Origin of the sequence: Pseudomonas kitaguniensis, assembly GCF_049199985.1 — a bacterium.
Classification (GTDB): domain Bacteria; phylum Pseudomonadota; class Gammaproteobacteria; order Pseudomonadales; family Pseudomonadaceae; genus Aquipseudomonas; species Aquipseudomonas kitaguniensis.
Window position 1 is genome coordinate 16,924 of record NZ_JBLZPT010000010.1, and the last position, 22,993, is coordinate 39,916.

Consider the following 22,993-nt stretch of genomic DNA (forward strand, 5'->3'; position numbering starts at 1 on the left):
CAAGCCCCCTCCCACAGTAGATTGCATTCCAGCAGCAGATCCGGGAGGTTCTGAACATGCGTATCGCACTTGATCCTTAACCGTCACTTGCCACAACGTAACACCCAACCCACTGACGGAATGTGGCCAGTGTGGGAGGGGGCTTGCTCCCGATGGCGGCATAACAGTCAAACATTTTCCGACTGACCCACCGCTATCGGGAGCAAGCCCCCTCCCACAGTAGATTGTATTCCAACAGCAGATCCGTGAGGTTTGAACATGCGTATCGCACTTGATCCTTATATGTACCGTCACTTGCCGCTCGGCCAAATGGTCGACAAGGCCGCCGAGCTTGGCTACCAGCATATCGAGCTGTCACCGCGCGAAGACTTCCTGCCGTTCTACAAGGCCGCGCGCGTCGACCGTGCGCGCATCAAGGAGTTTCGCAAGGCCTTGAGCGATGCCGGCGTGCAACTCTCCTCGCTGCTGCCGATGTACCACTGGGCCGCTGCCGACGAAGGCCTGCGCGTGGCCGCGGTGCGCAACTGGAAACGCGCGATCCAGATCGCCGTGGAAATGGACTGCGAGTTGGTCAATACCGAATTCACCGGCCAGTCCGACAACCCGCTGGTCTGCGAAAACCAGTTCATGCGCTCGATGGACGAGCTGATGCCGGAGTTCGAACGCGAGGGCGTCAAGCTGGATATTCAGGCGCACCCCTACGACTTTTGCGAGCGTAACAACGAGTCGGTGGACATTATCCGCGGGCTCGACCGCGACTGGATCAACTACCTCTACGCCGCGCCGCACACGTTCTTTTATGACGATGGCAAAGGCGATATTGCCGCAATGCTCAAGTACGCCGGTTCCAAGCTCAGCCATCTGATCATCGCCGACACGTATAACCATCGCGCGTCGTCCAACCTGCGTTATATCGTCAACCCGCCGGGCGTGACCGCGACCGTGCACCAGCACTTGGACATCGGCCAGGGCGAGGTCAACTGGGACGTGTTTTTCGGCACCTTGCGCGAGATCAAGTTCGACGGCATCGCCACCGTCTCGGTGTTCGCCTGGGAAGACCGGCCGGACCAATCCAGCCGAATGATGCTGGAGCGGGTTACCCGTGAGCTGTGCCAGTAAGGCGCTAATTCAAACAAGGAGAATGTATGCGAATCGGACTAGTCGGCTACGGCCACGGTGGCCGGTTTTTTCACGCACCGTTGATAGCCACCCTGGCAGGCGCAACGTTTGTTGGCGTGGTAACGCGCTCGCCCGAGCGGCGCCAACAACTGGCGACTGATCACCCGGGCCTCAAGGCTTTTGATTCAATCGCCCAGATCGTCGCGGCGGGTGTCGATGCCCTGGTGATTTCCACCACCCTTAAAGGCCGCCCGGCGCTGGTGCTGGAAGCCATCGAGCATGGGGTTGCGGTGGTCAGCGACAAACCTTTTGCCAGCAACGCCGAACAAGCCCACGCCTTGATCACCGCCGCCGAGCGCCAGGGCGTGCTGCTCAGCGTCTACCAGAACCGGCGCTGGGACTCGGATTTTTTGACCTTGCGCAAACTGATCGACGCCGGTGCCTTGGGCGCTGTCACGCGTTTTGAGTCGCGCGTAGAACGCTTCAACCCGCAAGCGGTGGGCAATGCCAGCGGTGGCGGCTGGCTGCGTGACCTCGGCAGCCACCTCGTGGACCAGGCGCTGCAACTGTTCGGCCCGGTGGACCGGGTGTTCGCGCAATTGCAGTTCAGCGCCGAACACCCGACCCTCGACCATGCTTTTTTCGTCTCGCTGACCCACGCCAACGGGGTGGTTTCGCACCTGTGGGGCAGTGCGCTGCAAAACAGCCAGGGCCCGCGCTTTCGCGTCAGCGGCACGCTGGGATGCTACACGGTGGAGGGCCTGGACGGTCAGGAAGACGCGCTGATGGCCGGCAAGTCGCCGAAAACCGAAGGCGAACACTGGGGCGCAGAAGAACATCGGCGCTGGGGCTGGTTTGAACAAGGCGCAGAGCGCGAGCGCGTACCCTCCGAGAAAGGTTGCTGGACGCAGTTCTATCGCCAGTTGCAAAGTGCTGTGAACGGGCAGGGGCCGCTGCCGGTAGACGCCTATGATGCGCTGGAAACCACCCGTATATTGGACGCCGCACGCCTCAGTAATGAGCGCCAGCAGGTGGTTTCTACAAAAATAGAATAAAATTCTAAAATAGGTTGATATGGAAATTATTTTCCAATAAAGTCTTTTCCAGGTTGCATAAAGTACGTTCGAACTCGATTCGCGCGACTCAACAAAAACAAGATCAAAAACAACCAGGTACCGTCAGATGAAAATCTTCAACGCTGTACTGCGAGTTTTACGCCCTGCCCAAGCGCCACGCGGTCTGCCCCGCGCCCGGCCGTTCTACTTCTCCTTCCTTAATGTGCTGTGCGTCGAAAACCAGGGCGCGCTGGTCTGCTGCATTCCAGGCGCACCGATCGTTCGATTACCGTCTTCGCACACCCCGCTCTGATAAACGCAACGTCCAAAAAACCAACAATAATGTGGAGACAGACCGTTCATGAAGACTCCGATCCGTTTTACCGCGCTGGCCTTGTCCATGCTGCTTGCCAGCGGCGTTGCCGGCGCCGCCGACATCAAGGTGGGCGTGAGCATGTCCGCTTTCGATGACACCTTTTTGACCTACTTGCGCGAGGACATGGACAAGCAAGCCAAGTCCTACCCCAAGGGCGACGGCGTGCAACTGCAGTTTGAAGATGCCCGCGCCGACGTGGTCAAGCAACTGAGCCAGGTCGAGAACTTTATCAGCCAAAAAGTCGACGCCATCATCATCAACCCGGTCGATACCGCCTCGACCAAAAACATCATCAATGCCGCGACCAAGGCCGGCATTCCATTGGTGTTCGTCAACCGCCGCCCCGATCAGAAAGATTTGCCCAAGGGCGTGGTCGCCGTGACCTCGGATGATATTGAAGCCGGTCGCCTGCAAATGCAGTACATCGCCGAAAAACTCGGCGGCAAGGGCAAGATTGTGATCTTGCTCGGTGACCTCGCGAACAACGCCACCACCAACCGCACCAAGGGCGTTAAGGAGGTGCTGGCCAAATACCCCGGCATCACCATCGAGCAGGAGCAGACCGGCGTTTGGCTGCGTGACAAAGGCATGACCCTGGTCAACGATTGGCTGACCCAGGGGCGTGAGTTTAATGCGGTGGTGGCCAACAACGATGAGATGGCGATTGGCGCATCAATGGCGCTGAAGTCGGCAGGCACCAAGCCTGGCAGCGTATTGATTGCGGGCGTGGACGGCACACCGGACGGTTTGAACGCGATTACCAAGGGCGACATGGCCGTGTCGGCGTTCCAGGACGCCAAGGGCCAGGCGGTCGGTTCGGTTGAAGCCGCGCGCAAGATGGCCAGGCACGAGCCGGTTGAGCAGAACGTGATTATTCCGTTCCGGCTGATCACCCCGGACAACGTCAAAGACTTCAAATAGCCTTTCATAACAACAATAAGCGGGCAGGGTGGCCACGCACGGTCGCCCTTCCGATGGAGTACCCCCTATGCTTGCTCAAGCCACTGTCTCGCAGCCGCCCGGTGTGCAGCCGTTGCCGCTGGAAGAACCCTACCTGCTGGAAATCGTCAACATCAGCAAAGGCTTTCCCGGCGTCGTGGCCCTCGCCGACGTGCAACTGCGCGTGCGCCCAGGTTCAGTGCTGGCGCTGATGGGCGAGAACGGTGCGGGCAAGTCGACGCTGATGAAAATCATCGCCGGTATCTACCAGCCCGACGCCGGGGAAATTCGCCTGCGTGGCAAGCCCATCGTATTTGAATCACCGCTGGCGGCACAAAAGGCCGGGATCGCGATGATCCACCAGGAACTCAACCTGATGCCGCACATGAGCATCGCCGAAAATATCTGGATCGGCCGTGAGCAGCTCAACAGCTTGCACATGGTCAACCACCGCGAAATGCACCGCTGCACCGCCGAGTTGCTGGCGCGCTTGCGCATCAACCTGGACCCCGAGGAACACGTCGGCAACCTGAGCATCGCCGAGCGGCAGATGGTCGAGATTGCCAAGGCTGTGTCCTACGACTCTGACATCCTGATCATGGATGAGCCGACCTCGGCCATCACCGAAAAGGAAGTGGCCCACCTGTTTTCGATCATTGCCGACCTCAAGTCGCAAGGCAAAGGCATCGTTTACATCACCCACAAAATGAATGAAGTGTTCGCCATCGCCGATGAAGTCGCGGTGTTTCGTGACGGCCACTATATCGGCTTGCAGCGCGCCGACAGCATGAACAGCGACAGCCTGATTTCAATGATGGTGGGGCGTGAACTGAGCCAGTTGTTCCCGGTGCGCGAGACGCCGATCGGTGAGCTGTTGCTGTCGGTGCGCGACCTGTGCCTGGACGGCGTGTTCAAGGACGTGTCGTTTGACCTGCATGCCGGTGAAATTCTCGGCATTGCAGGCTTGATGGGCTCGGGCCGCACCAACGTTGCGGAAACCATTTTTGGCATCACCCCCAGCAGCAGCGGGCACATCACCCTCGACGGCACACCGGTACGCATCAGCGACCCGCACATGGCCATCGAGAAGGGTTTTGCCCTGTTGACCGAAGACCGCAAGCTCAGCGGGCTGTTCCCGTGCCTGTCGGTACTGGAAAACATGGAAATGGCGGTGCTGCCGCATTATTCCGGCAACGGCTTTATCCAGCAGAAAGCCCTGCGCGCGCTGTGCGAAGACATGTGCAAGAAGCTACGGGTGAAAACCCCCTCGCTTGAGCAGTGCATCGACACCTTGTCCGGTGGTAACCAGCAAAAAGCCCTGTTGGCGCGCTGGCTGATGACCAACCCACGCTTGCTGATCCTCGACGAACCGACCCGTGGCATCGACGTGGGCGCCAAGGCCGAGATTTACCGTTTGATTGCCTTCCTCGCCAGCGAAGGCATGGCGGTGATCATGATTTCCTCCGAGCTGCCCGAAGTGCTGGGCATGAGTGACCGGGTGATGGTGATGCACGAGGGTGAGCTGATGGGCACCCTGGACCGTGCGGAGGCGACCCAGGAAAAAGTCATGCAGTTGGCGTCCGGTATGTCCGCAGTCCACTGACGAACCGCCGCGCGGGCCTGCGGTTGGCCCGTGCCACAGAATAAGAAGGTGATTGGCTATGAACGCAATAACAGACAACAAGCCGGCCACGGCACCGGTCAAGCAGCGTCGGCGCTTGCCGACCGAACTGAGCATCTTTTTGGTACTGATCGGCATCGGCCTGGTGTTTGAACTGTTCGGCTGGATCGTGCGTGACCAGAGCTTTTTGATGAACTCGCAGCGGCTGGTGCTGATGATCCTGCAAGTGTCGATCATCGGCCTGCTGGCAATCGGCGTGACGCAAGTGATCATCACCACCGGTATCGACCTGTCATCCGGCTCGGTGCTCGCGTTATCGGCGATGATCGCTGCGAGCCTGGCACAAACTTCTGATTTTTCGCGGGCGGTGTTTCCCGGCCTGACTGACTTGCCGGTATGGATTCCGGTAGCGATGGGCCTTGGCGTCGGGCTGTTGGCGGGGGCGATCAACGGCAGCATCATCGCCGTCACCGGCATCCCGCCGTTTATCGCAACGCTGGGCATGATGGTCTCGGCCCGTGGCCTGGCGCGTTACTACACCGAAGGCCAGCCGGTGAGCATGCTCTCGGACTCCTACACGGCGATCGGCCACGGCGCGATGCCGGTGATCATCTTCCTGGTGGTGGCGGTGATCTTCCACATTGCCCTGCGCTACACCAAATACGGCAAGTACACCTACGCCATCGGCGGCAACATGCAGGCGGCGCGCACCTCGGGTATCAACGTCAAGCGCCACCTGATCATCGTCTACAGCATCGCAGGCTTGCTCGCGGGCCTCGCCGGTGTGGTGGCATCGGCACGCGCCGCGACCGGCCAGGCCGGCATGGGCATGTCGTATGAGCTGGACGCGATTGCCGCAGCCGTCATCGGCGGCACCAGCCTGGCGGGCGGAGTAGGGCGCATCACCGGTACGGTGATCGGTGCACTGATCCTCGGCGTGATGGCCAGCGGGTTTACCTTTGTCGGTGTGGACGCGTACATCCAGGACATCATCAAAGGATTGATCATCGTGGTCGCGGTGGTGATCGACCAGTATCGCAACAAGCGCAAGCTTAAGCGCTAACGCGCAGCGACAAGCTATAAGCTATAAGCTATAAGCGGCAAGCGACAAGCGACAAGCTATAAGCGGCAAGCTACAAGCTACAAGCTACAAGCTGTGAAACACAACTGGCTTGCAGCTTGTCGCTTGCAGCTTGCCGCTTATAGCTGCTTTCCGAACTTTCCTGCTATAAACGCACTCCGATAACCATTCGCCAAGCCCGTCCTGGTGCTTTTGGGGGTTAATTGGGAAAAATGCCTGTCATTTCAGTTGCTGAGCCCTCAAGTCGGCCTTAGACTGCCGCCCCTCGTAAATTGAGTGCCGAGTGGCGCTTGAAATGGACGGCGCCCTTCCGAGACCTGCAAAGGCCTGCCGGAACGCTCCCTTATTCGCCTTAATGCACGTATTTTTTAAGAGATATAAATGACAAAGGAAAAGTTGCTGGCCATGCCGGCGGATGACTACATGAATGCCGAACAGCACGCTTTTTTCGAGCAGTTGCTGCAAGACATGAAAGTGGAACACCACGCCCGCATTGAACAGAACCGCATCGCCATTGAAAGCCTGGACACCCCGGCTGACCCGGCTGACGCTGCTTCCGTGGAAGAAGAACGCACCTGGCTGGTAAATGCCATCGACCGCGACCAGCGTATGCTGCCGCAGCTTGAGCGTGCACTGGAACGCATCAAGGAAGATTCCTTCGGCTGGTGCGACGACAGCGGCGAGCCTATCGGCCTCAAGCGCCTGCTGATCAGCCCGACCACCAAGTACTGCATCGAAGCGCAAGAGCGCCACGAGCAGATCGACAAGCACCAGCGTCAAGCGTGATGCCGTAAAAATTGAGCGCCGTGCAGACGGCGCTCAAAGAAATACCGTTTACCCCGCCTGTTTATTGTCCGGTTGCACGCTACCCCACTAAAGGCCCATGGATAATGGCCCAATAGTGGCGTTTAATGCAGGAACAATAACGACAAGCAGTGGGGTGATGACAATGGCTGGAGACGGACCTCTGATGGGCGCAGCAGTACCGCCGCAAACGGTGGTGCGCGTGCTGCCCGGCTGGCTGACGCCGCTTATGCAGAGCATCGCCTTGGCGGTTTTACTGCCGGGCCTGACGTTTGCCAGCTTGCCGATGTACCTCTGCCTGCCACTGGCCTTGCTGGTGATCTGGCTACCTTCCCTTAAGTCTCGAACCTCTCGCGCAGTGCCACCCCCGGCCGCCGATGCGCTTGGCGACCTGACCCGCGACCTGTCTTACACCACCAGTCATAACGCGCTGTCCGCTGCGGGCGTGGCCTATTCGGTCAAGCAATTGGCGGCCCGGTTGCAGTCGCAACTGAGTGCAGCCAAGCAAATCGTCAGCAGCGCCGAAGTCATGATTGGCACCGAAAAGATCAATTCGCAGCTTGGCCGCCAAGCCTTGGGCGCGGCCAGCCAAGCCCATCAGCGCAGCACGCAGGGGCGTGAAGTACTGGCCCAGTCGATCACCCGCATGCACCAGCTCAGCGAGCGCGCCAATGCCAGCCGCCAGTTGATCGAGGCCTTGAGCCAGCGCAGCGAAGAAATCCAGCGCGTGACCCTGGTGATCCAGTCCATCGCCAGCCAGACCAACTTGCTTGCGCTGAACGCCGCCATCGAGGCGGCGCGCGCCGGCGAGCACGGGCGCGGGTTTGCGGTGGTCGCCGATGAAGTGCGTGGCCTGGCCGGCCGCACAGCGACGGCCACCGATGAAGTCGGGGTAATGGTCGCTGACATTCAGCAGCGCACCGCGCAAGTGGTGGAGCAAATTCGCCAACTGTCGACGGACCTGCACCTCGGCGTCGAGCAGGTCGAACACGCTGGCGAGCACCTGGAGAGCATTGCCAGCCTGGCGGCGGATGTGGAAGGGCAGGTGAGTGAAATTGCGCAGGGCACCGACACCAACCGTGCGCAGCTCGATAGCCTGTTCCATGCCGTAGAGCAGATGCGCAGCGATTTGTCGGTGAGCGACCAGCAGACCCGCCAACTTGCCGACGTCGCCGTGCAAATGGAAGGGCAGGCAGAAACCATCAGCGAACGCCTGGCGGAAGTCGGCTTGGACGATTATCACCAGCGCATCTACGACCTGGCCCGCGAAGGGGCCAGCCGGATTGCTGAACAGTTCGAGGCCGATGTACTGCAAAACCGTATCAGCCTGGATGACTTGTTCGACCGCAGCTACACGCTGATCCCGAACACTCGCCCGAGCAAATACCACACACGGTTCGATGGCTACACCGACCAAGTGTTGCCGGCGATCCAGGAGGCGCTGCTGCCGCGTCACGAAGGGCTGGTGTTTGCGATTGCCTGCACGCCGCAGGGCTACGTGCCGACGCACAACAAGGCGTTCTCTCATGCTCTGACCGGTGATGCGCAAACCGACGCGGTACAGAACCGCACCAAGCGCAAGTTTGACGACCGCACCGGTATTCGGTGCGGCAGCCATCAGCAAGCGGTGTTGTTGCAAACCTACACCCGCGACACCGGCGAGCTGATGCACGATTTGTCAGTGCCGATCATGGTCAAGGGGCGGCATTGGGGCGGGTTGCGCCTGGGCTACAAACCGGAAGAAGCAAGGAATGCACGCTAGGGATTGTTGCGGTTTATGCAATGGAGCTATTCAGCCGATAGCTTTTTCCGAGGGCTGGAAAACCGTAATATCGCAATTATTGTTAGCAGGCTAACTAAATGTTCGGAGAGGCTCCATGCAAAACAAAGTCGACGTGGCGGTGATGATCGGCAGTGGCGTACCCCAAGCGTTGCGTGCGCTCGGGCAGAAGGCTTGCTGGGTGGTGCTGTTGAATGGCGAGCAACGCGGCACGGCATTCGCCAGCCGCGGTGAAGCAGAGGAGTGCAGAACTGCCTGGGAATCCATGATGCAACTGGAGCGGCCAGCCAGCCTGCATTGAGTCGGCTTAGTGGGGCTGATGCAGGCGCTGGTTCAGCTCGTCGACGGGAATTGCCCATTCGGCGTCGTCACGCAGTTCTTCTTTCAAAAACGCCGCTTGTTGCGGCGTCCAGAACGGTGCATCGATCAACTTAACGTCTTCGGTCAGCGGGTGTGCGCCGATGAATGCGTCGATTGCCTCGGGTGTCGAGTCCAGGCCGAGCTGTTCGAACAGGGTTTCAAGCGTAGGGATGGGCGCGTCCATAGTGGGTTCTCCATGCAGGTTGATAGGTCTTGTGCATGTGAGGCTTGGGGCGCGGCAGAGTTCTACTGGATTTGTTCTATTGAATGAAGTGTTCTATCGGATGAGGCGAGCAATCGGCGTGTCAGGAATTCAGCGCACCAGCGTCCACTTCGCTTTTCAGGGCTTTGGCCGAATCTTTTGCAGCGATGGCGGCGGCTTCGGCAGTTTTGAACCAACGATCTTTTTCTACCTGGTGCGTTATGATCTTGGTCAGCGGTGGTTTGGCCCGCATGATGATGACCGCTTGAAACTCGCCGTCTACTTCCCTCGCATCGCCATGGATGAAATATTCGCCAATATCAAATTCCGTCACGTATCGCCTTCCCTTCAAGGTAACTGCTCAAGGTAACTGCACTGATGAAACCTGACCCACAGCGGGGCAAACCTCAATCGACGGTTCAGTATGGCAGTAGTTGAGGGACGGTGGCGCAGTAAAGTTATTCGGCAGCCGAAACCACGCCGCCGTACTGGTCGTGCAAGCTGGCTTCGAGCATTTTGGCCAATTCGCAGGCGCGGCTATGATGACTGCGAAAACCTTTGATCCTGCCGCTGGTCACTTCCAGGATATGAAAAAAATTGCGGCCGGCGGGTACCACTTGGTAAAGAACTGAATTGGAGTACCCGTTCAGGCGGGGCAGGCAGTAGTATTGGCGCTCGTGTTGACGTGGTTGCATGGTCAGCTCCTGTCGATCGATCCTGTTGACCCACCAGCAGCGTTTCGGGTGGTTTTGAACCCTGCTGCTGTTTTAGTATTGTCGTCGGCAGTCGAAGCCTGGTTCCAGGCCAAGTATTTTGTTATGTGTTGGTTGTCGGAAACTGCGTTTTTATTTGGGTTATTCTCTGAAGCTCATCGGTCCGTATTCTCGGGCCGTTGAACCTGTGTTTTCCTGTAACGCCGGATGACCTGCAACAGGCCCATCGCGCGGGTCTGTACTAGTCTTGCAGCGCAACAGTGGGTTCTATTCAGTTTTTTAACGACTGTGTGATCGTGCCGTTAAGGCCGTTTTTTTGTGCTGTCCGCTCAGGCGGTCAGTGCTTTTTTTGATGTGGGGGCGTTTCCTTGGCAGTCAGTAATCTGGATATGCACGCGTTGTTCGTGCTGGGTGATTTGCGCGCAAAGTTGGTCAAACAGTTTCAATCTCGCTTCGTTTACATCACTGAACAGACGCCGGAAGGCATCTACATCGCCGAGATCGATACCGAAACGTCGTTGGTTGTGGATGACAAGCCGCGCCTGGAGCTCAAGGTCGGCGACCATTTTCGCGCCGCCGTGTTGCCCAGCCGTGAAGGCGGCAAGTTCGAACTGAAGTTTCGCGATATAAAGTTGACCGTGTACGGTCTGGGCGATTATGCCTTTGTCTCTTCGACCGAAGGCCAGGGCATCGTGTTCAAGGAAGGCCACAGCGTGATGCTGGTGTTTGCCGCCAATGAACAATTGCAGGAAGGCCTGACCAAAACCCTCAAAGCCGTCACCGGCAAGGCCGCCAAGTGGCGCAAGGGTGAGCTGGTGACCTTCAAGGCCAGCGAGTAATCGATGAACCCGTTGTGTGTTTTTGCTCTCCCGGAACCTCTACTACAGTTGAGTTGACTTAACCAATGCGGGGTTTCGCGCATCAGCAGCAAAGCCGTCCGCCAGTGCTGTGAAAACGCGAGGTGCAAAGGCATGAAAGGATTGAGATTGCTGTTGGCCGCGTCGCTGACGACCTGGGGGTTGTCGGTGGCCTCATTGCCGGTATCGGCTGCCCAGGCACCGGTGCATTTCGCCGACCTGAACTGGGAAAGCGGCAGCCTGATTACCGAGGTGTTGCGCTTTATCGTCGAGAAGGGCTATGACCTGCCCACCGATACCTTGCCCGGCACCACCATCACCCTCGAAACCGCGCTGTCGAAAAATGACATCCAGGTGATCGGCGAAGAATGGGCCGGCCGCAGCCCGGTATGGATCAAGGCCGAGGCCGAGGGCAAAGTGGTGGGCCTGGGCGACACGGTCAAGGGTGCCACCGAAGGCTGGTGGGTACCGGAATACGTGATCAAGGGCGACCCCGCGAAAGGCCTCAAACCACTGGCCCCCGACCTCAAAAGCGTGCAAGACCTTGTGCGCTACAAGGACGTGTTCAAAGACCCCGAGTCACCAGGCAAGGGGCGCTTTCTCAACAGCCCCATTGGCTGGACCTCCGAAGTGGTCAACAAGCAGAAGCTCAAGGCTTACGGCCTGGATGACAGCTATGTGAATTTTCGCAGCGGCTCGGGCGCGGCCCTGGATGCCGAAATCGCGTCGTCGATCCGTCGCGGCAAACCGGTGTTGTTCTACTACTGGTCGCCGACGCCGCTGATGGGCCGCTACAAACTGATCCAGCTCGAAGAACCGCCGTTTGACGCCGATGCCTGGAAGACCCTGACCGACGCGGATAACCCCAACCCCCGGCCGACCCGCTCGCTGGCATCGAAGTTGAGCATTGGCGTGTCGACGCCGTTCCAGCAGGCCCATCCGCAGATTGCCGACTTTTTCACCAAGGTGCAGTTTCCCATCGAACCGCTTAACAAAGCTCTGGCTTCGATGAGCGAGCATCACACCGCGCCACGTGAGGTTGCACAGGTGTTTCTCAAGGAACACCCTGAGGTGTGGAAGGCCTGGCTGACCGCCGACGTGGCGCAAAAAGTCGAGGCAAGCCTCAAGTAAAATGCGGGAGCGAGCGCGCTCCCACATTTGTTTGCATTCCAGCCGAAATTACCCACGAAAAATCTCATTGCAAGAAAGTTTCTTAAATAAAAACGACTCGCATGCTTGCCCGATTTGCGCACTTGGCCGTCTTCGTTAATAGAACCTTTATTACGCAGGATTTCCCATGTCGCGCCTTGCTCGTCCCTTGCATCCGCTGGCCCTTTCGGTGGCGATGGCATTTGCCGCCGTGCCGTTGTTGACCGTCCAGTCGTCCTTCGCTGAAGAAAGCAGCAGCGCGTTGCGCGGTTTCTCGATTCCTGCCGGTGATTTGAGCCAAGCCCTCAATAGCCTGGCCGAGCAGGCCGGCCTGGTCCTGGCGTTTGATGCAAGCTTGACGCGCGGCAAGCGCAGCCAGGCATTGAGCGGGCAATACGACACCGACGCAGCGCTGACCCAATTGCTCGCCGGCAGCGGTTTGCAGGCGCTGAAAATCGGCACCGACCGCTACCGCCTCGAAGCGCTGCCGGATAACGGCGGCGCCATGGAGTTGCAGGCCACCAACATCAGCGCTGCGTACGCCAGCGAAAGCCCCACCGGGCCGGTCGCCGGTTATGTCGCGACCCGCAGCCTGTCGGGCACCAAGACCGATACCGCGCTGATCGAAACCCCGCAGTCGATCTCTATCGTCACCAAGGACCAGATGCGCGCGCAGAACGCCGAAAGCCTCAACCAGATTCTGCGTTACAGCGCCGCCGTCGTGCCGGAGACCCGTGGCGCCACGGCGTCGCGTCTCGACCAGCTAACCATCCGAGGCTTTGCGCCTGCCACCTACCTTGACGGCCTGCGTATGCCTTCAAGCCGTGACGCCTTGCCACAAAAAGACGCCTTTGACCTGGAGCGCGTTGAAGTGCTGCGCGGCCCGGCGTCGGTGCTGTACGGGCAGGGCACGCCCAGCGGGGTGATCAACATGGTCACCAAGCGCCCGCTGGATACAGCGTTTCATGAAGTCGGCGTTGAATACGGCACCTTCAACAAAAAGCGCACCACCTTCGACCTGAGCGGCCCGATGGACGACCAGGGCGTTTATTCCTACCGCCTGGCGGGGTTGTTCGACGACGCCGATGGCCAGGTCGAACACACCGAGACCCGTCGCCAATCGCTGTCGAGCGCCTTCACCTGGCGCCCGGACGATGCCACTTCGCTGACCCTGCTCGGGCATTATCAGAAGGACCCCAAAGGCGCGTCCTACGGCTCGGTGCCCGCGTGGGGCTCGGTGTTGCACAGCCCCACCGGGCGCAAGATCGACGTGGATTTTTACGACGGTGAAAAGAACTTCGAAAAAAGTAACCGTGAGTATTATTCGGTCGGCTACGCGTTCGAACATCACTTCAACGATGTGTGGACCGTGCGCCAGAACGCGCGCTACCTGCGCGCCGAGGGCGTCTACCGGAGCATTTACAACAGCAACCTGAAGGCTGATTACCGCACCTCCAAGCGTTCGACCATCGCCACCGATGTCGACATGGACGCCTACACCCTCGACAACCAGTTACAAGCCAAATTCGACACTGGCCCGTTGCAGCACACGCTGTTGATGGGCCTCGATTACCAGAACACCAGCACCGACACCAAAGCCGGTTATGGCAATGGGACTGACCTGGACATCTTCGATCCGGTCTACGGCGCGCCCGTTACCACACCGGATTTCACCACCGACGCCACGTCGCGCAGCGAGCAGACCGGCGCTTACCTGCAAGAGCAAATGAAGTGGAATCAGTGGGTGCTGCTGCTGGGCGGTCGTTATGACTGGGCCAGCACCGACAGCACCACCACAACTATAAAATCCGGCGCCAAGAGCAAGTCGTCGCTGGACAGCAAGGCGTTTACCGGCCGTGTGGGCCTGGTTTACCTGTTCGACAATGGCCTGGCGCCGTACGCCAGCTATGCCGAATCGTTCAACCCGCAATCAGGCACCGGTTACGGCGGTTCGGTGTTCAAGCCCACCGAAGGCAAGCAATACGAAATAGGCATCAAGTACCAGCCACCGGGCAGCAACAGCTTTATTACCGCGGCGATTTTTGACCTGCGCCAGAGCAACGTGCCGACGCTGGACCCGGACCCAAGCCACCTGTGCGGCAACGGCCGTTGCAGTATCCAGGACGGCGAACAACAGTCGCGTGGCTTTGAGCTGGAAGGCAAAGCCAGCCTCAACGACAACCTCGACATTACGGCGGCCTACGCCTACCTGGACAACCGCGCCAGCAAGTCCAACAGCACCGTGCAATACGCGCCCATCAGCGACATCGGCACCGGCCCGGCCATTCCCGTCGAAGGCACCACCACCTATGGCGTGCCGCGCCATACGGCGTCGGCGTGGGCCGACTACACCTTCCACGACGGCCAGCTCAAAGGCTTTGGCGTGGGCGCGGGTGCGCGCTATGTCGGTTCGTCCTGGGGCGATACCGCCAATACCTTGAAGGTGCCGGGCTACACCTTGGTCGATGCGGCCGTGCACTACGACATCCCGAATATCGCCAACCCCAAAGACAATCTGCGCCTGGCGCTGAACGCCACCAACTTGGCGAATAAAGAGTATGTCGCGTCGTGCTACTCGTATTCGTGGTGCTGGTATGGCTCGCAGCGCACTGTGCAGGCGAGCGCAACCTACCAGTGGTGACACGCCACCGATAAGGCAATTTAATGGCCCCTTTGTAAGCAAATTCTCGCCAGAATCACTTTTATTTTCAGGTGGTTAGGCGGGAATGCTGATGCGCAATGTTGGAATCATGCTGATTGCTTGTTCCCTGGCCGGCGGCGCGGCTGCCGTGCAAGCGCGCGAATTGCGCGAGGGTGACAAGTACATGTGCAGCTGGGGCGCAGGCACTGCCGCGAGGGCACAGGAACTCAAGTTATCGGGCGTGTCGCTGTACGCGGCGCGGCAGAAGATTCAAACCATAAAGTTTAACAAGTCGTGGATGCGCATGATGGCCATGGGCATTACCGAACAGACCTATGACAGTAGCTCGCGGCTTAAACCCGAGGCGATTCGCACAAGCTTTTATCAGGATTGCCTGCGCTACAAAGTGGCGCGTAAATAATCGACTGCCTGAACGGCATGCAGTTGCAAGGGTTCATAGGCGCCGCACAAACGCTTTGACGATGTGCCGGGTGGCGTCGGTCGTGTCCAGCTCGTCCATGGCGCCGTAGGCGTGCCAGCGGCAATCAACGATCTCGTTGCGCGGCCGCGCGTCAGCAATATTGACCACCGAGGCTTCGAACACATGGTGCACGGTGTCGCGTGCTTTCAACTCCTGCAAGTACAGCAAGCCGTCTACGTTCAACCCGGTTTCTTCTTCGAGCTCGCGTTCAGCCGCGCCGACCGGGCGCTCGTTGCGCTCGACCCTGCCGCCCGGCAACGCCCATTTTGATCTGGCCTTGCGCACAAACAGGATATGCCCCTCGTGTTCGCAAATCACCGTTGCCCTAATTTTCATCGTGTGTGCCCTCACAACGGCATGACTGTCATAAAAGTGTAATGCAATTGTCATGCTTGATGCGGCTGGCGTACCCCCGTTTTGATGTGGATACTGACCGATTGATAGAAACGGACGAGGACTACAGATGAACACCGTACGTTGGGGCATGATCGGCTGTGGCAGTGTCACTGAAGTCAAGAGTGGACCCGCATTCTACAAAGCGCCAGGTTCGGCGCTGGTTGCGGTGATGGGGCGCCGTGAGGAGGCTGTGCGCGATTATGCGGCACGCCACGGCATCGCGCGTTTCTACACCGACGCCCAGGCATTGATCGACGACCCCGAAGTAGACGCGGTGTACATCGCCACACCGCCCGACAGCCACCTTGAATACAGCCTGATGGTGGCGGCGGCGGGCAAGCATTGCTGCGTCGAGAAACCCATGTCACTCAACGCCGAGCAAAGCGCGTTGATGCAGCGCACATTCGAACGTGCCGGGCTGCATTTGTTTGTGTCCTACTACCGCCGTTCGTTGCCGCGCTTCCAGCAAGTGCGCGACTGGCTGCGCGAAGGGCGCATCGGTGAATTGCGTCAGGTGAGCTGGACCCTGTGCAAGCCCCCGGGCGCCGCAGACGCGAGTGCCGCCAATTGGCGCACCGACCCCGCCATCGCCGGCGGCGGCTACTTTGCCGACCTGGCCAGCCACGGCTTTGACCTGTTCCAGTTCCTTGCCGGCGACATTGTTGAGGTCACCGGGTTTACCGCGCGACAGGTTGGGAATTATGCGGCGGAGGATGCGGTAACGGCGTGCTGGACCTTCGGTTCCGGCGCGCTCGGCATGGGCTGCTGGAACTTTGTGGCGGACCGCCGCGAAGACCGCGTCGAGCTGATCGGCAGCCGCGGGCGCATTACCTTCGCGGTGTTCGAAGACCAGCCGCTGCGCCTGGAAGGCGAGGTTGACGAGGTACTTGAAGTGCCTTGCCATGCCCATATCCAGTGGCACCACGTGCTGGCCATGAACGCGCACATACGTGGGGACGCCGAGCATCCTTCACTGGCGATCGAGGCGTTGAAGACTGACCGGATTCTGGACAAGGTGCTGCTGCGCAATCCGAACCTTCCCGGGTAGCTTTCCACGCCGATGGGTTGCAGTTGGCTGCTGGCGGACACGGCCACTGTTCTCGACAATGCTGGCTTGTTTTTTTCAAGGAACAAACGGATGAAACACACGGCAGCCTGGAGTGCACTTTGGCTGGTGCTGGCCTGTACGGGGACGCAGGCGGCGCCACGCGAGCAGCGCCCGGCAGGCGATTTTGATTTTTATGTGCTGTCGCTGTCGTGGTCGCCGACCTTTTGCCTGACACACCCGAACAATGAGCAGTGCTCGGGCAAAGGCTACGGTTTTGTGCTGCATGGTCTGTGGCCTCAATACGCCAAAGGTGGGTGGCCGGCGTCGTGTGATGCGCAATCGCGGCTGTCTGCGGATGAGCTGGCCAAGGGCGCGTTGATGTTCCCCACACAAGCGTTGCTCAAGCATGAGTGGGCCAAGCATGGCACCTGTAGCGGGCTTGGCGCTTCGGGCTATCTGGACGCGACCGATGAGGCATTGGCGACCGTGCACATTCCGCAGCAACTGCAGCCGTTCAACGTACCGACTTACCTGGCGGCACGCGACATCGAGAAGCTGTTTCGTGAGAGCAACCCGGGCATGGGTGACCATGGTGTGGCGGTCATCTGCAAGGGCAAGGTGCTGTCCGAAGTGCGCGTGTGCCTGAGCAAAGAGCTGCGCTTTGCGGGCTGCCCCAAGAGTGTCAAAACCCAGTGCCGTGCGGGAGATATTCGCGTTCCGGTACAACGCTGAAAAGCGCGTTTGACCTACACAGCCAATGTGCTTTCTGTGGGAGCGACAACCCCACGTGTCGCTTAGTCCACACAAATCGCCCGGCCCAGCGTGCCTTTTTCAACCCTTGCCGAACACCCGAAGTGGCTGTTATCCACCTGGCACGCGCCCGTCACCGGCCCGTTACCAGACTGCGTGTTAACGCTGGTCTGGCACTCACCCTGGCACTGGCTCGAGTCGGTGCAGGCCTTGCCGGCATCCTTGTACGGCGTGATGCACTTCCAGCTCTGCAACCTGCCAACCTGCTTCATCGTGCCGCCGCCCGCCAGACAGGTCGACGCGGCAGCGTTCTGTGCAGGTGCAGGCGCAGGGGCGTGAGTGGTAGTCGTGCACGCCGATACCAACAGCAGGGCGGTCAAGCCAATCATCAATTTCATGCAGCGGTCCTCAAAGAGTAAGCACAGCGCTGCAGTGTACGGGCAATTGGGTGGGGCGCGCGCGCCGGGTGGTCGAGATAGGCTGGGGCTTTCGCGCGCATTGAAGTATCCTCCGCGGCCCGCTATCACTGATTCAACGACACATGACCGGACAAGACATGCAGGCGCTGTTAGAGTCGATCCTCGACGAAGTTCGTCCACTGATCGGCCAGGGCAAAGTCGCCGACTACATCCCCGCACTGGCCGATGTACCCGCCCACCAACTCGGCATCGCCGTGTACGGCAACGACGGCTCGGCCTACTGCGCAGGTGACGCCGATACACTGTTCTCGGTGCAAAGCATCTCCAAAGTGTTCAGCCTGGTGCAGGCCATCGACCACGGCGGCGAAACCATCTGGGAGCGCCTCGGCCACGAGCCTTCAGGGCAACCGTTCAACTCGATGGTGCAGCTTGAATTCGAGCGCGGCCGCCCGCGCAACCCCTTCATCAACGCCGGTGCGCTGGTGATTTGCGACATCAACCAGTCGCGCTTTGCCGTGCCGATTCTGTCGATGCGCGACTTCGTGCGGCGCCTGTCGGGCAACCCGCAGATCCTCGTCAACAGTGTGGTCGCCGACTCCGAAGCCCAGCACGGCGCGCGCAACGCGGCCATGGCGTACCTGATGAAATCCTTCGGCAACTTCCACAACGAAGTCGACGCCGTGTTGCACAGCTACTTCAACTACTGCGCGCTGCAAATGAGCTGCCTGGATTTGGCCCGGGCGTTCAGCTTCCTCGCCAATGAGGGCGTGAGCGCGCACAGCGGCGAGCACGTCTTGACCGCGCGCCAGACCAAGCAAGTCAATTCGATCATGGCCACCAGCGGGCTGTACGACGAGGCGGGCAACTTTGCGTATCGCGTTGGGTTGCCGGGCAAGAGTGGGGTAGGCGGCGGGATTGTCGCGGTGGTGCCGGGGCAGTTTACGGTGTGTGTGTGGTCGCCGGAGTTGAATGCGGCGGGGAACTCGCTGGCGGGGATGAAGGCGTTGGAGTTGTTGAGTGAGCGGATTGGGTGGTCGGTGTTTTAGCGGGGCATTTTTTATCGTTCCCAGGCTCTGAGTGGGAATGCCGCTTGGGACGCTCTGAGTCCGGCTGTAGACGCCGTTCTGGAGTCTTGCGCATTGGTGACGCTGAGCGTCACGGGATGCATTCCCACGCGGAGCGTGGGAATGAGCTTAGAGCTTTAGGCTGCGGGGTGGGCTACGTTCAGTGCCTTGTCTACCAGCAGTTGCACGCCTTCGAGCATTCGGCAGATGCCGAGCGCGACGTTGCGTTGCGAGCCTTCGATTTCAAATGCCAGGTGGTTGGCGATGTCGCAGATGGACGCCAGGTCCTGGGATGCGTTGACCAGCAAGGTTTCTGTGCCGAGGTCGGCGCGCACGGTGAACAGCCCGTCGCTGGGTTCTGGTAGGGGTTTGCCGGGATTGAGGTAGTGGTTGATCGCGCGGTAGGCCACTTCGTGCAGGGTACTGGTGTCGAAGTCTGAGTAGCTTGGGGGATTTGGACTGTCTTTGATCATGATGTAATTCCGTTGACAAGTGAAGCTGCCAAGGCTCGCGGTCAAGCGGGTTAAGGTGGCAGCTGTACGCGGGTTGACCGACCGGTCGTCAACGAACCCGGCATACCCAAAGGTATCCCGCGCACAACTGCCGCGACACAATACCTCAGGCATAAAAAAAGCGCCTGAGATTGAGGCAGGGCATAGCGATTCGTTAACAAGGTCGGACGGTCAAATCCGGTCGCTGAATTGGCAGCGACGGCACAGAGGTTAGACAGCCGAGTTCCGAGCCACAACCTGAAACGGTCGTGGGAAATGTCCGAGAGCAGGGCGCGCACGGCATTCAATTGTGGGAGGGGGCTTGCTCCCGATAGCAGTCTGTCAGCTAGCATCTCTGGTACTGACACATCGCCATCGGGAGCAAGCCCCCTCCCACAGTTTGATCTTCACTAGTCTTGCGGGTTTGTGTTTGACCAAATAAAAGTGCGCCGATTCGGTCAGTTGGAAAAACATCTGAATGGGCACAGTACCTGTGAGGTGGGGCTTGCTCCCACAGTTTGATCTTCACTAGTCTTGCGGGTTTGTGTTTGACCAAATAAAAGTGCACCGATTCGGTCAGTTGGAAAAACATCTGAATGGGCACTGTCCCTGTGGGAGGGGGCTTGCTCCCGATAGCAGTCTGTCAGCCAGCATCTCTGGTACTGACACACCGCCATCGGGAGCAAGCCCCCTCCCACAGTTTTTGTTCGGTCTGCTATCGCCTGTCAGGCAATTGCATCCCAGGCACGGTCGCCGTTCTCGTCTTTAATCCGAGTCGGCAAGCCCATCACGTCCAGCGCTTTGAGGAACGGCTTAGCCGGCAGCTCCTCGACGTTGGCCATGTGTTTCACGTCCCACTCGCCACGTGCAACCAGCAGCGCGGCGGCTACCGGTGGTACGCCTGCGGTGTAGGAGATGCCCTGGCTGTCGGTTTCAGCGAAGGCTTCTTCGTGATCCGCCACGTTGTAGATGAACATCTCGCGCGGCTGGCCGTTTTTGCTGCCTTTGACCAAATCGCCGATGCAGGTTTTGCCGGTGTAGCCGGGGGCGAGCGAAGACGGGTCGGGCAGTACGGCCTTGACCACTTTCAACGGCACGACTTCCAGGCCTTCGGCGGTTTTGACCGGCTTTTCAGAGAGCAGGCCGAGGTTTTTCAGTACCGTGAACACGTTGATGTAGTGTTCGCCGAAGCTCATCCAGAAGCGCACGTTGGGCACGTCGAGGTTTTTCGACAGCGAGTGCACTTCATCGTGGCCGGTGAGGTACAGGTTCTGCGAACCGACTACCGGCAGGTCGTCGGTGCGTTTGACTTCGAACATGGTGTTGCTGGTCCACTGGCTGTTCTGCCAGCTCCACACCTGCCCGGTGAACTCGCGGAAGTTGATTTCCGGGTCGAAGTTGGTGGCAAAATATTTGCCATGGCTGCCGGCATTGACGTCGAGAATGTCGATCGAATCAATACGGTCGAAATGCTGTTGCTGCGCCAGCGCGGCATACGCGTTGACCACACCCGGGTCGAAGCCCACGCCAAGAATGGCGGTGATGTTCTTCTGTTTGCACTCTTCCAGGTGGTTCCATTCGTAGTTGCCGTACCACGGCGGGGTCTCGCAGACCTTGCCCGGCTCTTCGTGGATGGCGGTGTCGAGGTACGCAACGCCGGTATCGATGCAGGCGCGCAGCACCGACATGTTGAGGAAGGCGGAACCTACGTTGATGACGATCTGCGACTCGGTCTCGCGGATCAGGGCCTTGGTCGCTTCCACGTCCAGGGCGTTCAGCGCAAAGGCCTGAATGTCGGCGGGTACCTTGAGGCTACCCTTGGCCTTGACGCTGTCGATGATGGCCTGGCATTTGGAGATGTTGCGCGACGCGATAGCAATACGACCGAGTTCGTCGTTGTGCTGCGCGCACTTGTGGGCCACCACCTTGGCGACACCTCCTGCACCAATGATAAGAACGTTCTTTTTCAATTGCTTTAGCTCTCCTATATCCGCCAGCTTACGAAAGGCTGGACAGGTAGTCTTCATAACCAAATTCACGAACCACCTCGACTGTACCGTCGAGTTGTTTCACTACGATGGACGGCATTTTCAGGCCGTTGAACCAGTTTTTCTTAACCATGGTGTAGCCTGCGGTGTCGATAAACGACAGCCGATCGCCGATGGCCAGCGGACGATCAAATTGATACTCACCGAAGATGTCGCCGGCCAGGCAAGATTTGCCGCACACCATGTAGGTGTGTTCGCCCTCGCTCGGCGCCAGCTTGGCGTTGAGGCGGTAGATCAGCAGGTCCAGCAGGTGGGCTTCGATGGAGCTGTCTACCACGGCGAGGTGTTTGCCGTTGTAGAGGGTGTCGAGTACGGTCACTTCCAGCGAGGCGCTATTGGTGATCGCGGCTTCGCCGGGTTCCAGGTAAACCTGTACGTCGTACTTTTGCGAGAAGGCTTTCAAGCGCGCGCAGAACGCATCCAGCGCATAGCCTTCGCCGGTGAAATGGATGCCGCCGCCGAGGCTGACCCAGTTGACCTTGTGCAGCAGCTCGCCGAAGCGTTCTTCGATGGTGCCGAGCATCTTGTCGAACAGGCTGAAATCGCCGTTCTCGCAGTTGTTGTGGAACATGAAGCCCGAGATGTGTTCGATCACGCTTTCGATCTTCACCGGGTCCCATTCGCCCAAACGGCTGAACGGGCGCGCCGGGTCGGCCAGCAGGTAGTCGGAGCTGCTCACTTGCGGGTTCACGCGCAGGCCGCGCGTCTTGCCTTCGGAACGTTCGGCAAAGCGCTGCAATTGGCTGATCGAGTTGAAGATGATCTTGTCGCAATTAGCCAGCATTTCTTCGATTTCATCGTCGGCCCAGGCCACGCTGTAGGCGTGCGCTTCGCCTTCGAACTTCTGGCGACCGAGCTTCAACTCATACAGCGACGACGAGGTGGTGCCGTCCATGTATTCCTGCATCAAGTCGAACACCGACCAGGTAGCAAAGCACTTCAGCGCCAGCAGGGCCTTGGCGCCGGACTGCTCGCGCACGTAAGCAATCTTCTGCATGTTGAGCAGAAGCTTCTGTTTATCGATGAGGTAGTACGGCGTTTTGATCATTTTTGAGAGCCTGCGGCGGTGCCTGCCAAAAAAGGACACGCATTGTGCCCGCACTTGGATCAGATCGAAAGGTTAGCGGGCGGAATTTGCGCGCCCGGTTTCCAAGGGTAGCGCCCGAGTATGACTTTCTTTGAATACACGCCGACCAAATGTGGGAGGGGGCTTGCTCCCGATAGCAGTCTGTCAGCCGGCACATCTGGCACTGCCACACCGCCATCGGGAGCAAGCCCCCTCCCACAGTTTGGTCTTCATCAGTCTTGGGATTTGTATTCGCCCAAATAAAAAAGTGCTGATGCAGAAGGGGCTCAACCAGCTGCAGAAACATCTGGCTGAGCACTGTCCCTGTGGGAGGGGTTTGGTCTTCATCAGTCTTGGGATTTGTGTTTACCCAAATAAAAAAGTGCTGATTCAGAAAGGGCTCAGCCAACTGCAGAAACATCTGGCTGGGCACTGTCCCTGTGGGAGAGGGCTTGCTCTCGATAGCAGTCTGTCAGCCGGCATCTCTGGCACTGACACACCGCCATCGGGAGCAAGCCCCCTCCCACAGTTTG

At 59.1% G+C, this 22,993-nt stretch carries 24 protein-coding genes; 16 read left to right on the forward strand and 8 right to left on the reverse strand.

Features of this window, described 5'->3' with window-relative positions; all coding sequences use genetic code 11:
* The first annotated feature begins 258 nt into the window (after nucleotides 1–258).
* The 9 genes from ACOZK9_RS14255 (at nucleotide 259) to ACOZK9_RS14295 (ending at nucleotide 9,076) form a co-directional block, all read left to right on the forward strand.
* The gene (locus ACOZK9_RS14255) at nucleotides 259–1,119 is read left to right on the forward strand and encodes a sugar phosphate isomerase/epimerase family protein (protein WP_421556075.1); all 861 of its coding nucleotides are present in this window, start codon (nucleotides 259–261) and stop codon (nucleotides 1,117–1,119) included.
* Nucleotides 1,120–1,145: 26 nt separating this feature from the next.
* A complete protein-coding gene (locus ACOZK9_RS14260) occupies nucleotides 1,146–2,174 on the forward strand; it encodes a Gfo/Idh/MocA family protein (protein ID WP_122250005.1) in 1,029 nt (342 codons plus the stop codon).
* Nucleotides 2,175–2,301: 127 nt separating this feature from the next.
* Nucleotides 2,302–2,487, forward strand: coding sequence for a hypothetical protein (locus ACOZK9_RS14265; RefSeq protein ID WP_421556076.1), 186 nt, complete (start codon nucleotides 2,302–2,304; stop codon nucleotides 2,485–2,487).
* A gap of 48 nt (nucleotides 2,488–2,535) precedes the next feature.
* A complete protein-coding gene (locus tag ACOZK9_RS14270) occupies nucleotides 2,536–3,471 on the forward strand; it encodes a sugar ABC transporter substrate-binding protein (RefSeq protein WP_122250004.1) in 936 nt (311 codons plus the stop codon).
* Between the two features lie 67 nt (nucleotides 3,472–3,538).
* Nucleotides 3,539–5,092 (forward strand): sugar ABC transporter ATP-binding protein, encoded by a 1,554-nt coding sequence (locus ACOZK9_RS14275; protein ID WP_058411641.1) that lies wholly within the window; start codon nucleotides 3,539–3,541, stop codon nucleotides 5,090–5,092.
* 58 nt (nucleotides 5,093–5,150) lie between these two features.
* Complete coding sequence (locus ACOZK9_RS14280; RefSeq protein WP_421556077.1) at nucleotides 5,151–6,173, forward strand: ABC transporter permease; 1,023 nt, start codon at nucleotides 5,151–5,153, stop codon at nucleotides 6,171–6,173.
* 399 nt (nucleotides 6,174–6,572) lie between these two features.
* The gene (locus tag ACOZK9_RS14285; protein WP_058411639.1) at nucleotides 6,573–6,977 is read left to right on the forward strand and encodes a TraR/DksA family transcriptional regulator; all 405 of its coding nucleotides are present in this window, start codon (nucleotides 6,573–6,575) and stop codon (nucleotides 6,975–6,977) included.
* Between the two features lie 547 nt (nucleotides 6,978–7,524).
* A complete protein-coding gene (locus tag ACOZK9_RS14290; protein WP_421556141.1) occupies nucleotides 7,525–8,757 on the forward strand; it encodes a methyl-accepting chemotaxis protein in 1,233 nt (410 codons plus the stop codon).
* Between the two features lie 115 nt (nucleotides 8,758–8,872).
* Entirely contained in the window at nucleotides 8,873–9,076 is a 204-nt protein-coding gene (locus ACOZK9_RS14295; RefSeq protein WP_421556078.1) for a hypothetical protein, read from the forward strand.
* Between the two features lie 6 nt (nucleotides 9,077–9,082).
* On the opposite strand, the gene ACOZK9_RS14300 is transcribed toward ACOZK9_RS14295, so the two are convergent.
* The 3 genes from ACOZK9_RS14300 to ACOZK9_RS14310 form a co-directional block, all read right to left on the reverse strand.
* Nucleotides 9,083–9,319: a DUF2789 domain-containing protein gene (locus ACOZK9_RS14300; RefSeq protein WP_058411636.1), complete on the reverse strand. Its 237-nt coding sequence runs from the start codon at nucleotides 9,317–9,319 to the stop codon at nucleotides 9,083–9,085.
* A gap of 121 nt (nucleotides 9,320–9,440) precedes the next feature.
* Nucleotides 9,441–9,671, reverse strand: coding sequence for a hypothetical protein (locus tag ACOZK9_RS14305; protein ID WP_058411635.1), 231 nt, complete (start codon nucleotides 9,669–9,671; stop codon nucleotides 9,441–9,443).
* 124 nt (nucleotides 9,672–9,795) lie between these two features.
* Nucleotides 9,796–10,032: a hypothetical protein gene (locus ACOZK9_RS14310; RefSeq protein WP_058411634.1), complete on the reverse strand. Its 237-nt coding sequence runs from the start codon at nucleotides 10,030–10,032 to the stop codon at nucleotides 9,796–9,798.
* Between the two features lie 407 nt (nucleotides 10,033–10,439).
* Between ACOZK9_RS14310 and ACOZK9_RS14315 the strand changes: the two genes are divergently transcribed.
* The 4 genes from ACOZK9_RS14315 (at nucleotide 10,440) to ACOZK9_RS14330 (ending at nucleotide 15,118) form a co-directional block, all read left to right on the forward strand.
* Entirely contained in the window at nucleotides 10,440–10,889 is a 450-nt protein-coding gene (locus ACOZK9_RS14315) for a hypothetical protein (protein WP_058411633.1), read from the forward strand.
* A gap of 132 nt (nucleotides 10,890–11,021) precedes the next feature.
* Nucleotides 11,022–12,038 (forward strand): ABC transporter substrate-binding protein, encoded by a 1,017-nt coding sequence (locus ACOZK9_RS14320; RefSeq protein ID WP_421556079.1) that lies wholly within the window; start codon nucleotides 11,022–11,024, stop codon nucleotides 12,036–12,038.
* A gap of 166 nt (nucleotides 12,039–12,204) precedes the next feature.
* On the forward strand, nucleotides 12,205–14,697 hold the full coding sequence (locus ACOZK9_RS14325) for a TonB-dependent siderophore receptor (RefSeq protein ID WP_421556080.1): 2,493 nt from the start codon (nucleotides 12,205–12,207) through the stop codon (nucleotides 14,695–14,697).
* Between the two features lie 91 nt (nucleotides 14,698–14,788).
* Nucleotides 14,789–15,118 carry a hypothetical protein gene (locus tag ACOZK9_RS14330; RefSeq protein ID WP_058411689.1) on the forward strand — a complete coding sequence of 110 codons (330 nt, stop codon included), beginning with the start codon at nucleotides 14,789–14,791 and terminating at the stop codon, nucleotides 15,116–15,118.
* Nucleotides 15,119–15,151: 33 nt separating this feature from the next.
* On the opposite strand, the gene ACOZK9_RS14335 is transcribed toward ACOZK9_RS14330, so the two are convergent.
* Nucleotides 15,152–15,514 carry an NUDIX hydrolase gene (locus ACOZK9_RS14335; protein ID WP_058411630.1) on the reverse strand — a complete coding sequence of 121 codons (363 nt, stop codon included), beginning with the start codon at nucleotides 15,512–15,514 and terminating at the stop codon, nucleotides 15,152–15,154.
* Between the two features lie 127 nt (nucleotides 15,515–15,641).
* Between ACOZK9_RS14335 and ACOZK9_RS14340 the strand changes: the two genes are divergently transcribed.
* Together ACOZK9_RS14340 and ACOZK9_RS14345 are read left to right on the forward strand one after the other, a co-directional pair.
* Entirely contained in the window at nucleotides 15,642–16,622 is a 981-nt protein-coding gene (locus ACOZK9_RS14340; RefSeq protein WP_058411629.1) for a Gfo/Idh/MocA family protein, read from the forward strand.
* Nucleotides 16,623–16,712: 90 nt separating this feature from the next.
* Nucleotides 16,713–17,354 carry a ribonuclease T2 family protein gene (locus ACOZK9_RS14345; RefSeq protein ID WP_152750976.1) on the forward strand — a complete coding sequence of 214 codons (642 nt, stop codon included), beginning with the start codon at nucleotides 16,713–16,715 and terminating at the stop codon, nucleotides 17,352–17,354.
* Between the two features lie 62 nt (nucleotides 17,355–17,416).
* Here ACOZK9_RS14345 and ACOZK9_RS14350 read toward each other — a convergent pair whose 3' ends face one another.
* Nucleotides 17,417–17,770 (reverse strand): hypothetical protein, encoded by a 354-nt coding sequence (locus tag ACOZK9_RS14350; protein ID WP_152750974.1) that lies wholly within the window; start codon nucleotides 17,768–17,770, stop codon nucleotides 17,417–17,419.
* Between the two features lie 158 nt (nucleotides 17,771–17,928).
* Here ACOZK9_RS14350 and glsB point away from each other — a divergent pair, with 158 nt between their 5' ends.
* Nucleotides 17,929–18,837, forward strand: coding sequence for a glutaminase B (gene glsB, locus ACOZK9_RS14355; RefSeq protein ID WP_058411627.1), 909 nt, complete (start codon nucleotides 17,929–17,931; stop codon nucleotides 18,835–18,837).
* A 155-nt stretch (nucleotides 18,838–18,992) separates the two neighbouring features.
* Here the strand turns inward: glsB and ACOZK9_RS14360 are convergent, their stop codons facing one another.
* The 3 genes from ACOZK9_RS14360 to ACOZK9_RS14370 form a co-directional block, all read right to left on the reverse strand.
* The gene (locus tag ACOZK9_RS14360) at nucleotides 18,993–19,328 is read right to left on the reverse strand and encodes a DUF6124 family protein (protein WP_152750972.1); all 336 of its coding nucleotides are present in this window, start codon (nucleotides 19,326–19,328) and stop codon (nucleotides 18,993–18,995) included.
* Nucleotides 19,329–20,071: 743 nt separating this feature from the next.
* Entirely contained in the window at nucleotides 20,072–21,316 is a 1,245-nt protein-coding gene (locus tag ACOZK9_RS14365; RefSeq protein ID WP_122249997.1) for a saccharopine dehydrogenase family protein, read from the reverse strand.
* Between the two features lie 28 nt (nucleotides 21,317–21,344).
* On the reverse strand, nucleotides 21,345–22,442 hold the full coding sequence (locus tag ACOZK9_RS14370; protein WP_152750970.1) for a carboxynorspermidine decarboxylase: 1,098 nt from the start codon (nucleotides 22,440–22,442) through the stop codon (nucleotides 21,345–21,347).
* Nucleotides 22,443–22,993: the final 551 nt, after the last annotated feature.

Excerpts from the sequence above, each read along its gene's own strand:
- ACOZK9_RS14255 (WP_421556075.1), top strand. The coding sequence starts at position 259 with ATGCGTATCGCACTTGATCCTTATATGTACCGTCACTTGCCGCTCGGC.
- ACOZK9_RS14260 (WP_122250005.1), top strand. The coding sequence starts at position 1,146 with ATGCGAATCGGACTAGTCGGCTACGGCCACGGTGGCCGGTTTTTTCAC.
- ACOZK9_RS14265 (WP_421556076.1), top strand. The coding sequence starts at position 2,302 with ATGAAAATCTTCAACGCTGTACTGCGAGTTTTACGCCCTGCCCAAGCG.
- ACOZK9_RS14270 (WP_122250004.1), top strand. The coding sequence starts at position 2,536 with ATGAAGACTCCGATCCGTTTTACCGCGCTGGCCTTGTCCATGCTGCTT.
- ACOZK9_RS14275 (WP_058411641.1), top strand. The coding sequence starts at position 3,539 with ATGCTTGCTCAAGCCACTGTCTCGCAGCCGCCCGGTGTGCAGCCGTTG.
- ACOZK9_RS14280 (WP_421556077.1), top strand. The coding sequence starts at position 5,151 with ATGAACGCAATAACAGACAACAAGCCGGCCACGGCACCGGTCAAGCAG.
- ACOZK9_RS14285 (WP_058411639.1), top strand. The coding sequence starts at position 6,573 with ATGACAAAGGAAAAGTTGCTGGCCATGCCGGCGGATGACTACATGAAT.
- ACOZK9_RS14290 (WP_421556141.1), top strand. The coding sequence starts at position 7,525 with ATGATTGGCACCGAAAAGATCAATTCGCAGCTTGGCCGCCAAGCCTTG.
- ACOZK9_RS14295 (WP_421556078.1), top strand. The coding sequence starts at position 8,873 with ATGCAAAACAAAGTCGACGTGGCGGTGATGATCGGCAGTGGCGTACCC.
- ACOZK9_RS14300 (WP_058411636.1), bottom strand. The coding sequence starts at position 9,319 with ATGGACGCGCCCATCCCTACGCTTGAAACCCTGTTCGAACAGCTCGGC.
- ACOZK9_RS14310 (WP_058411634.1), bottom strand. The coding sequence starts at position 10,032 with ATGCAACCACGTCAACACGAGCGCCAATACTACTGCCTGCCCCGCCTG.
- ACOZK9_RS14315 (WP_058411633.1), top strand. The coding sequence starts at position 10,440 with ATGCACGCGTTGTTCGTGCTGGGTGATTTGCGCGCAAAGTTGGTCAAA.
- ACOZK9_RS14320 (WP_421556079.1), top strand. The coding sequence starts at position 11,022 with ATGAAAGGATTGAGATTGCTGTTGGCCGCGTCGCTGACGACCTGGGGG.
- ACOZK9_RS14325 (WP_421556080.1), top strand. The coding sequence starts at position 12,205 with ATGTCGCGCCTTGCTCGTCCCTTGCATCCGCTGGCCCTTTCGGTGGCG.
- ACOZK9_RS14330 (WP_058411689.1), top strand. The coding sequence starts at position 14,789 with ATGCGCAATGTTGGAATCATGCTGATTGCTTGTTCCCTGGCCGGCGGC.
- ACOZK9_RS14335 (WP_058411630.1), bottom strand. The coding sequence starts at position 15,514 with ATGAAAATTAGGGCAACGGTGATTTGCGAACACGAGGGGCATATCCTG.
- ACOZK9_RS14340 (WP_058411629.1), top strand. The coding sequence starts at position 15,642 with ATGAACACCGTACGTTGGGGCATGATCGGCTGTGGCAGTGTCACTGAA.
- ACOZK9_RS14345 (WP_152750976.1), top strand. The coding sequence starts at position 16,713 with ATGAAACACACGGCAGCCTGGAGTGCACTTTGGCTGGTGCTGGCCTGT.
- ACOZK9_RS14350 (WP_152750974.1), bottom strand. The coding sequence starts at position 17,770 with ATGAAATTGATGATTGGCTTGACCGCCCTGCTGTTGGTATCGGCGTGC.
- glsB (WP_058411627.1), top strand. The coding sequence starts at position 17,929 with ATGCAGGCGCTGTTAGAGTCGATCCTCGACGAAGTTCGTCCACTGATC.
- ACOZK9_RS14360 (WP_152750972.1), bottom strand. The coding sequence starts at position 19,328 with ATGATCAAAGACAGTCCAAATCCCCCAAGCTACTCAGACTTCGACACC.
- ACOZK9_RS14370 (WP_152750970.1), bottom strand. The coding sequence starts at position 22,442 with ATGATCAAAACGCCGTACTACCTCATCGATAAACAGAAGCTTCTGCTC.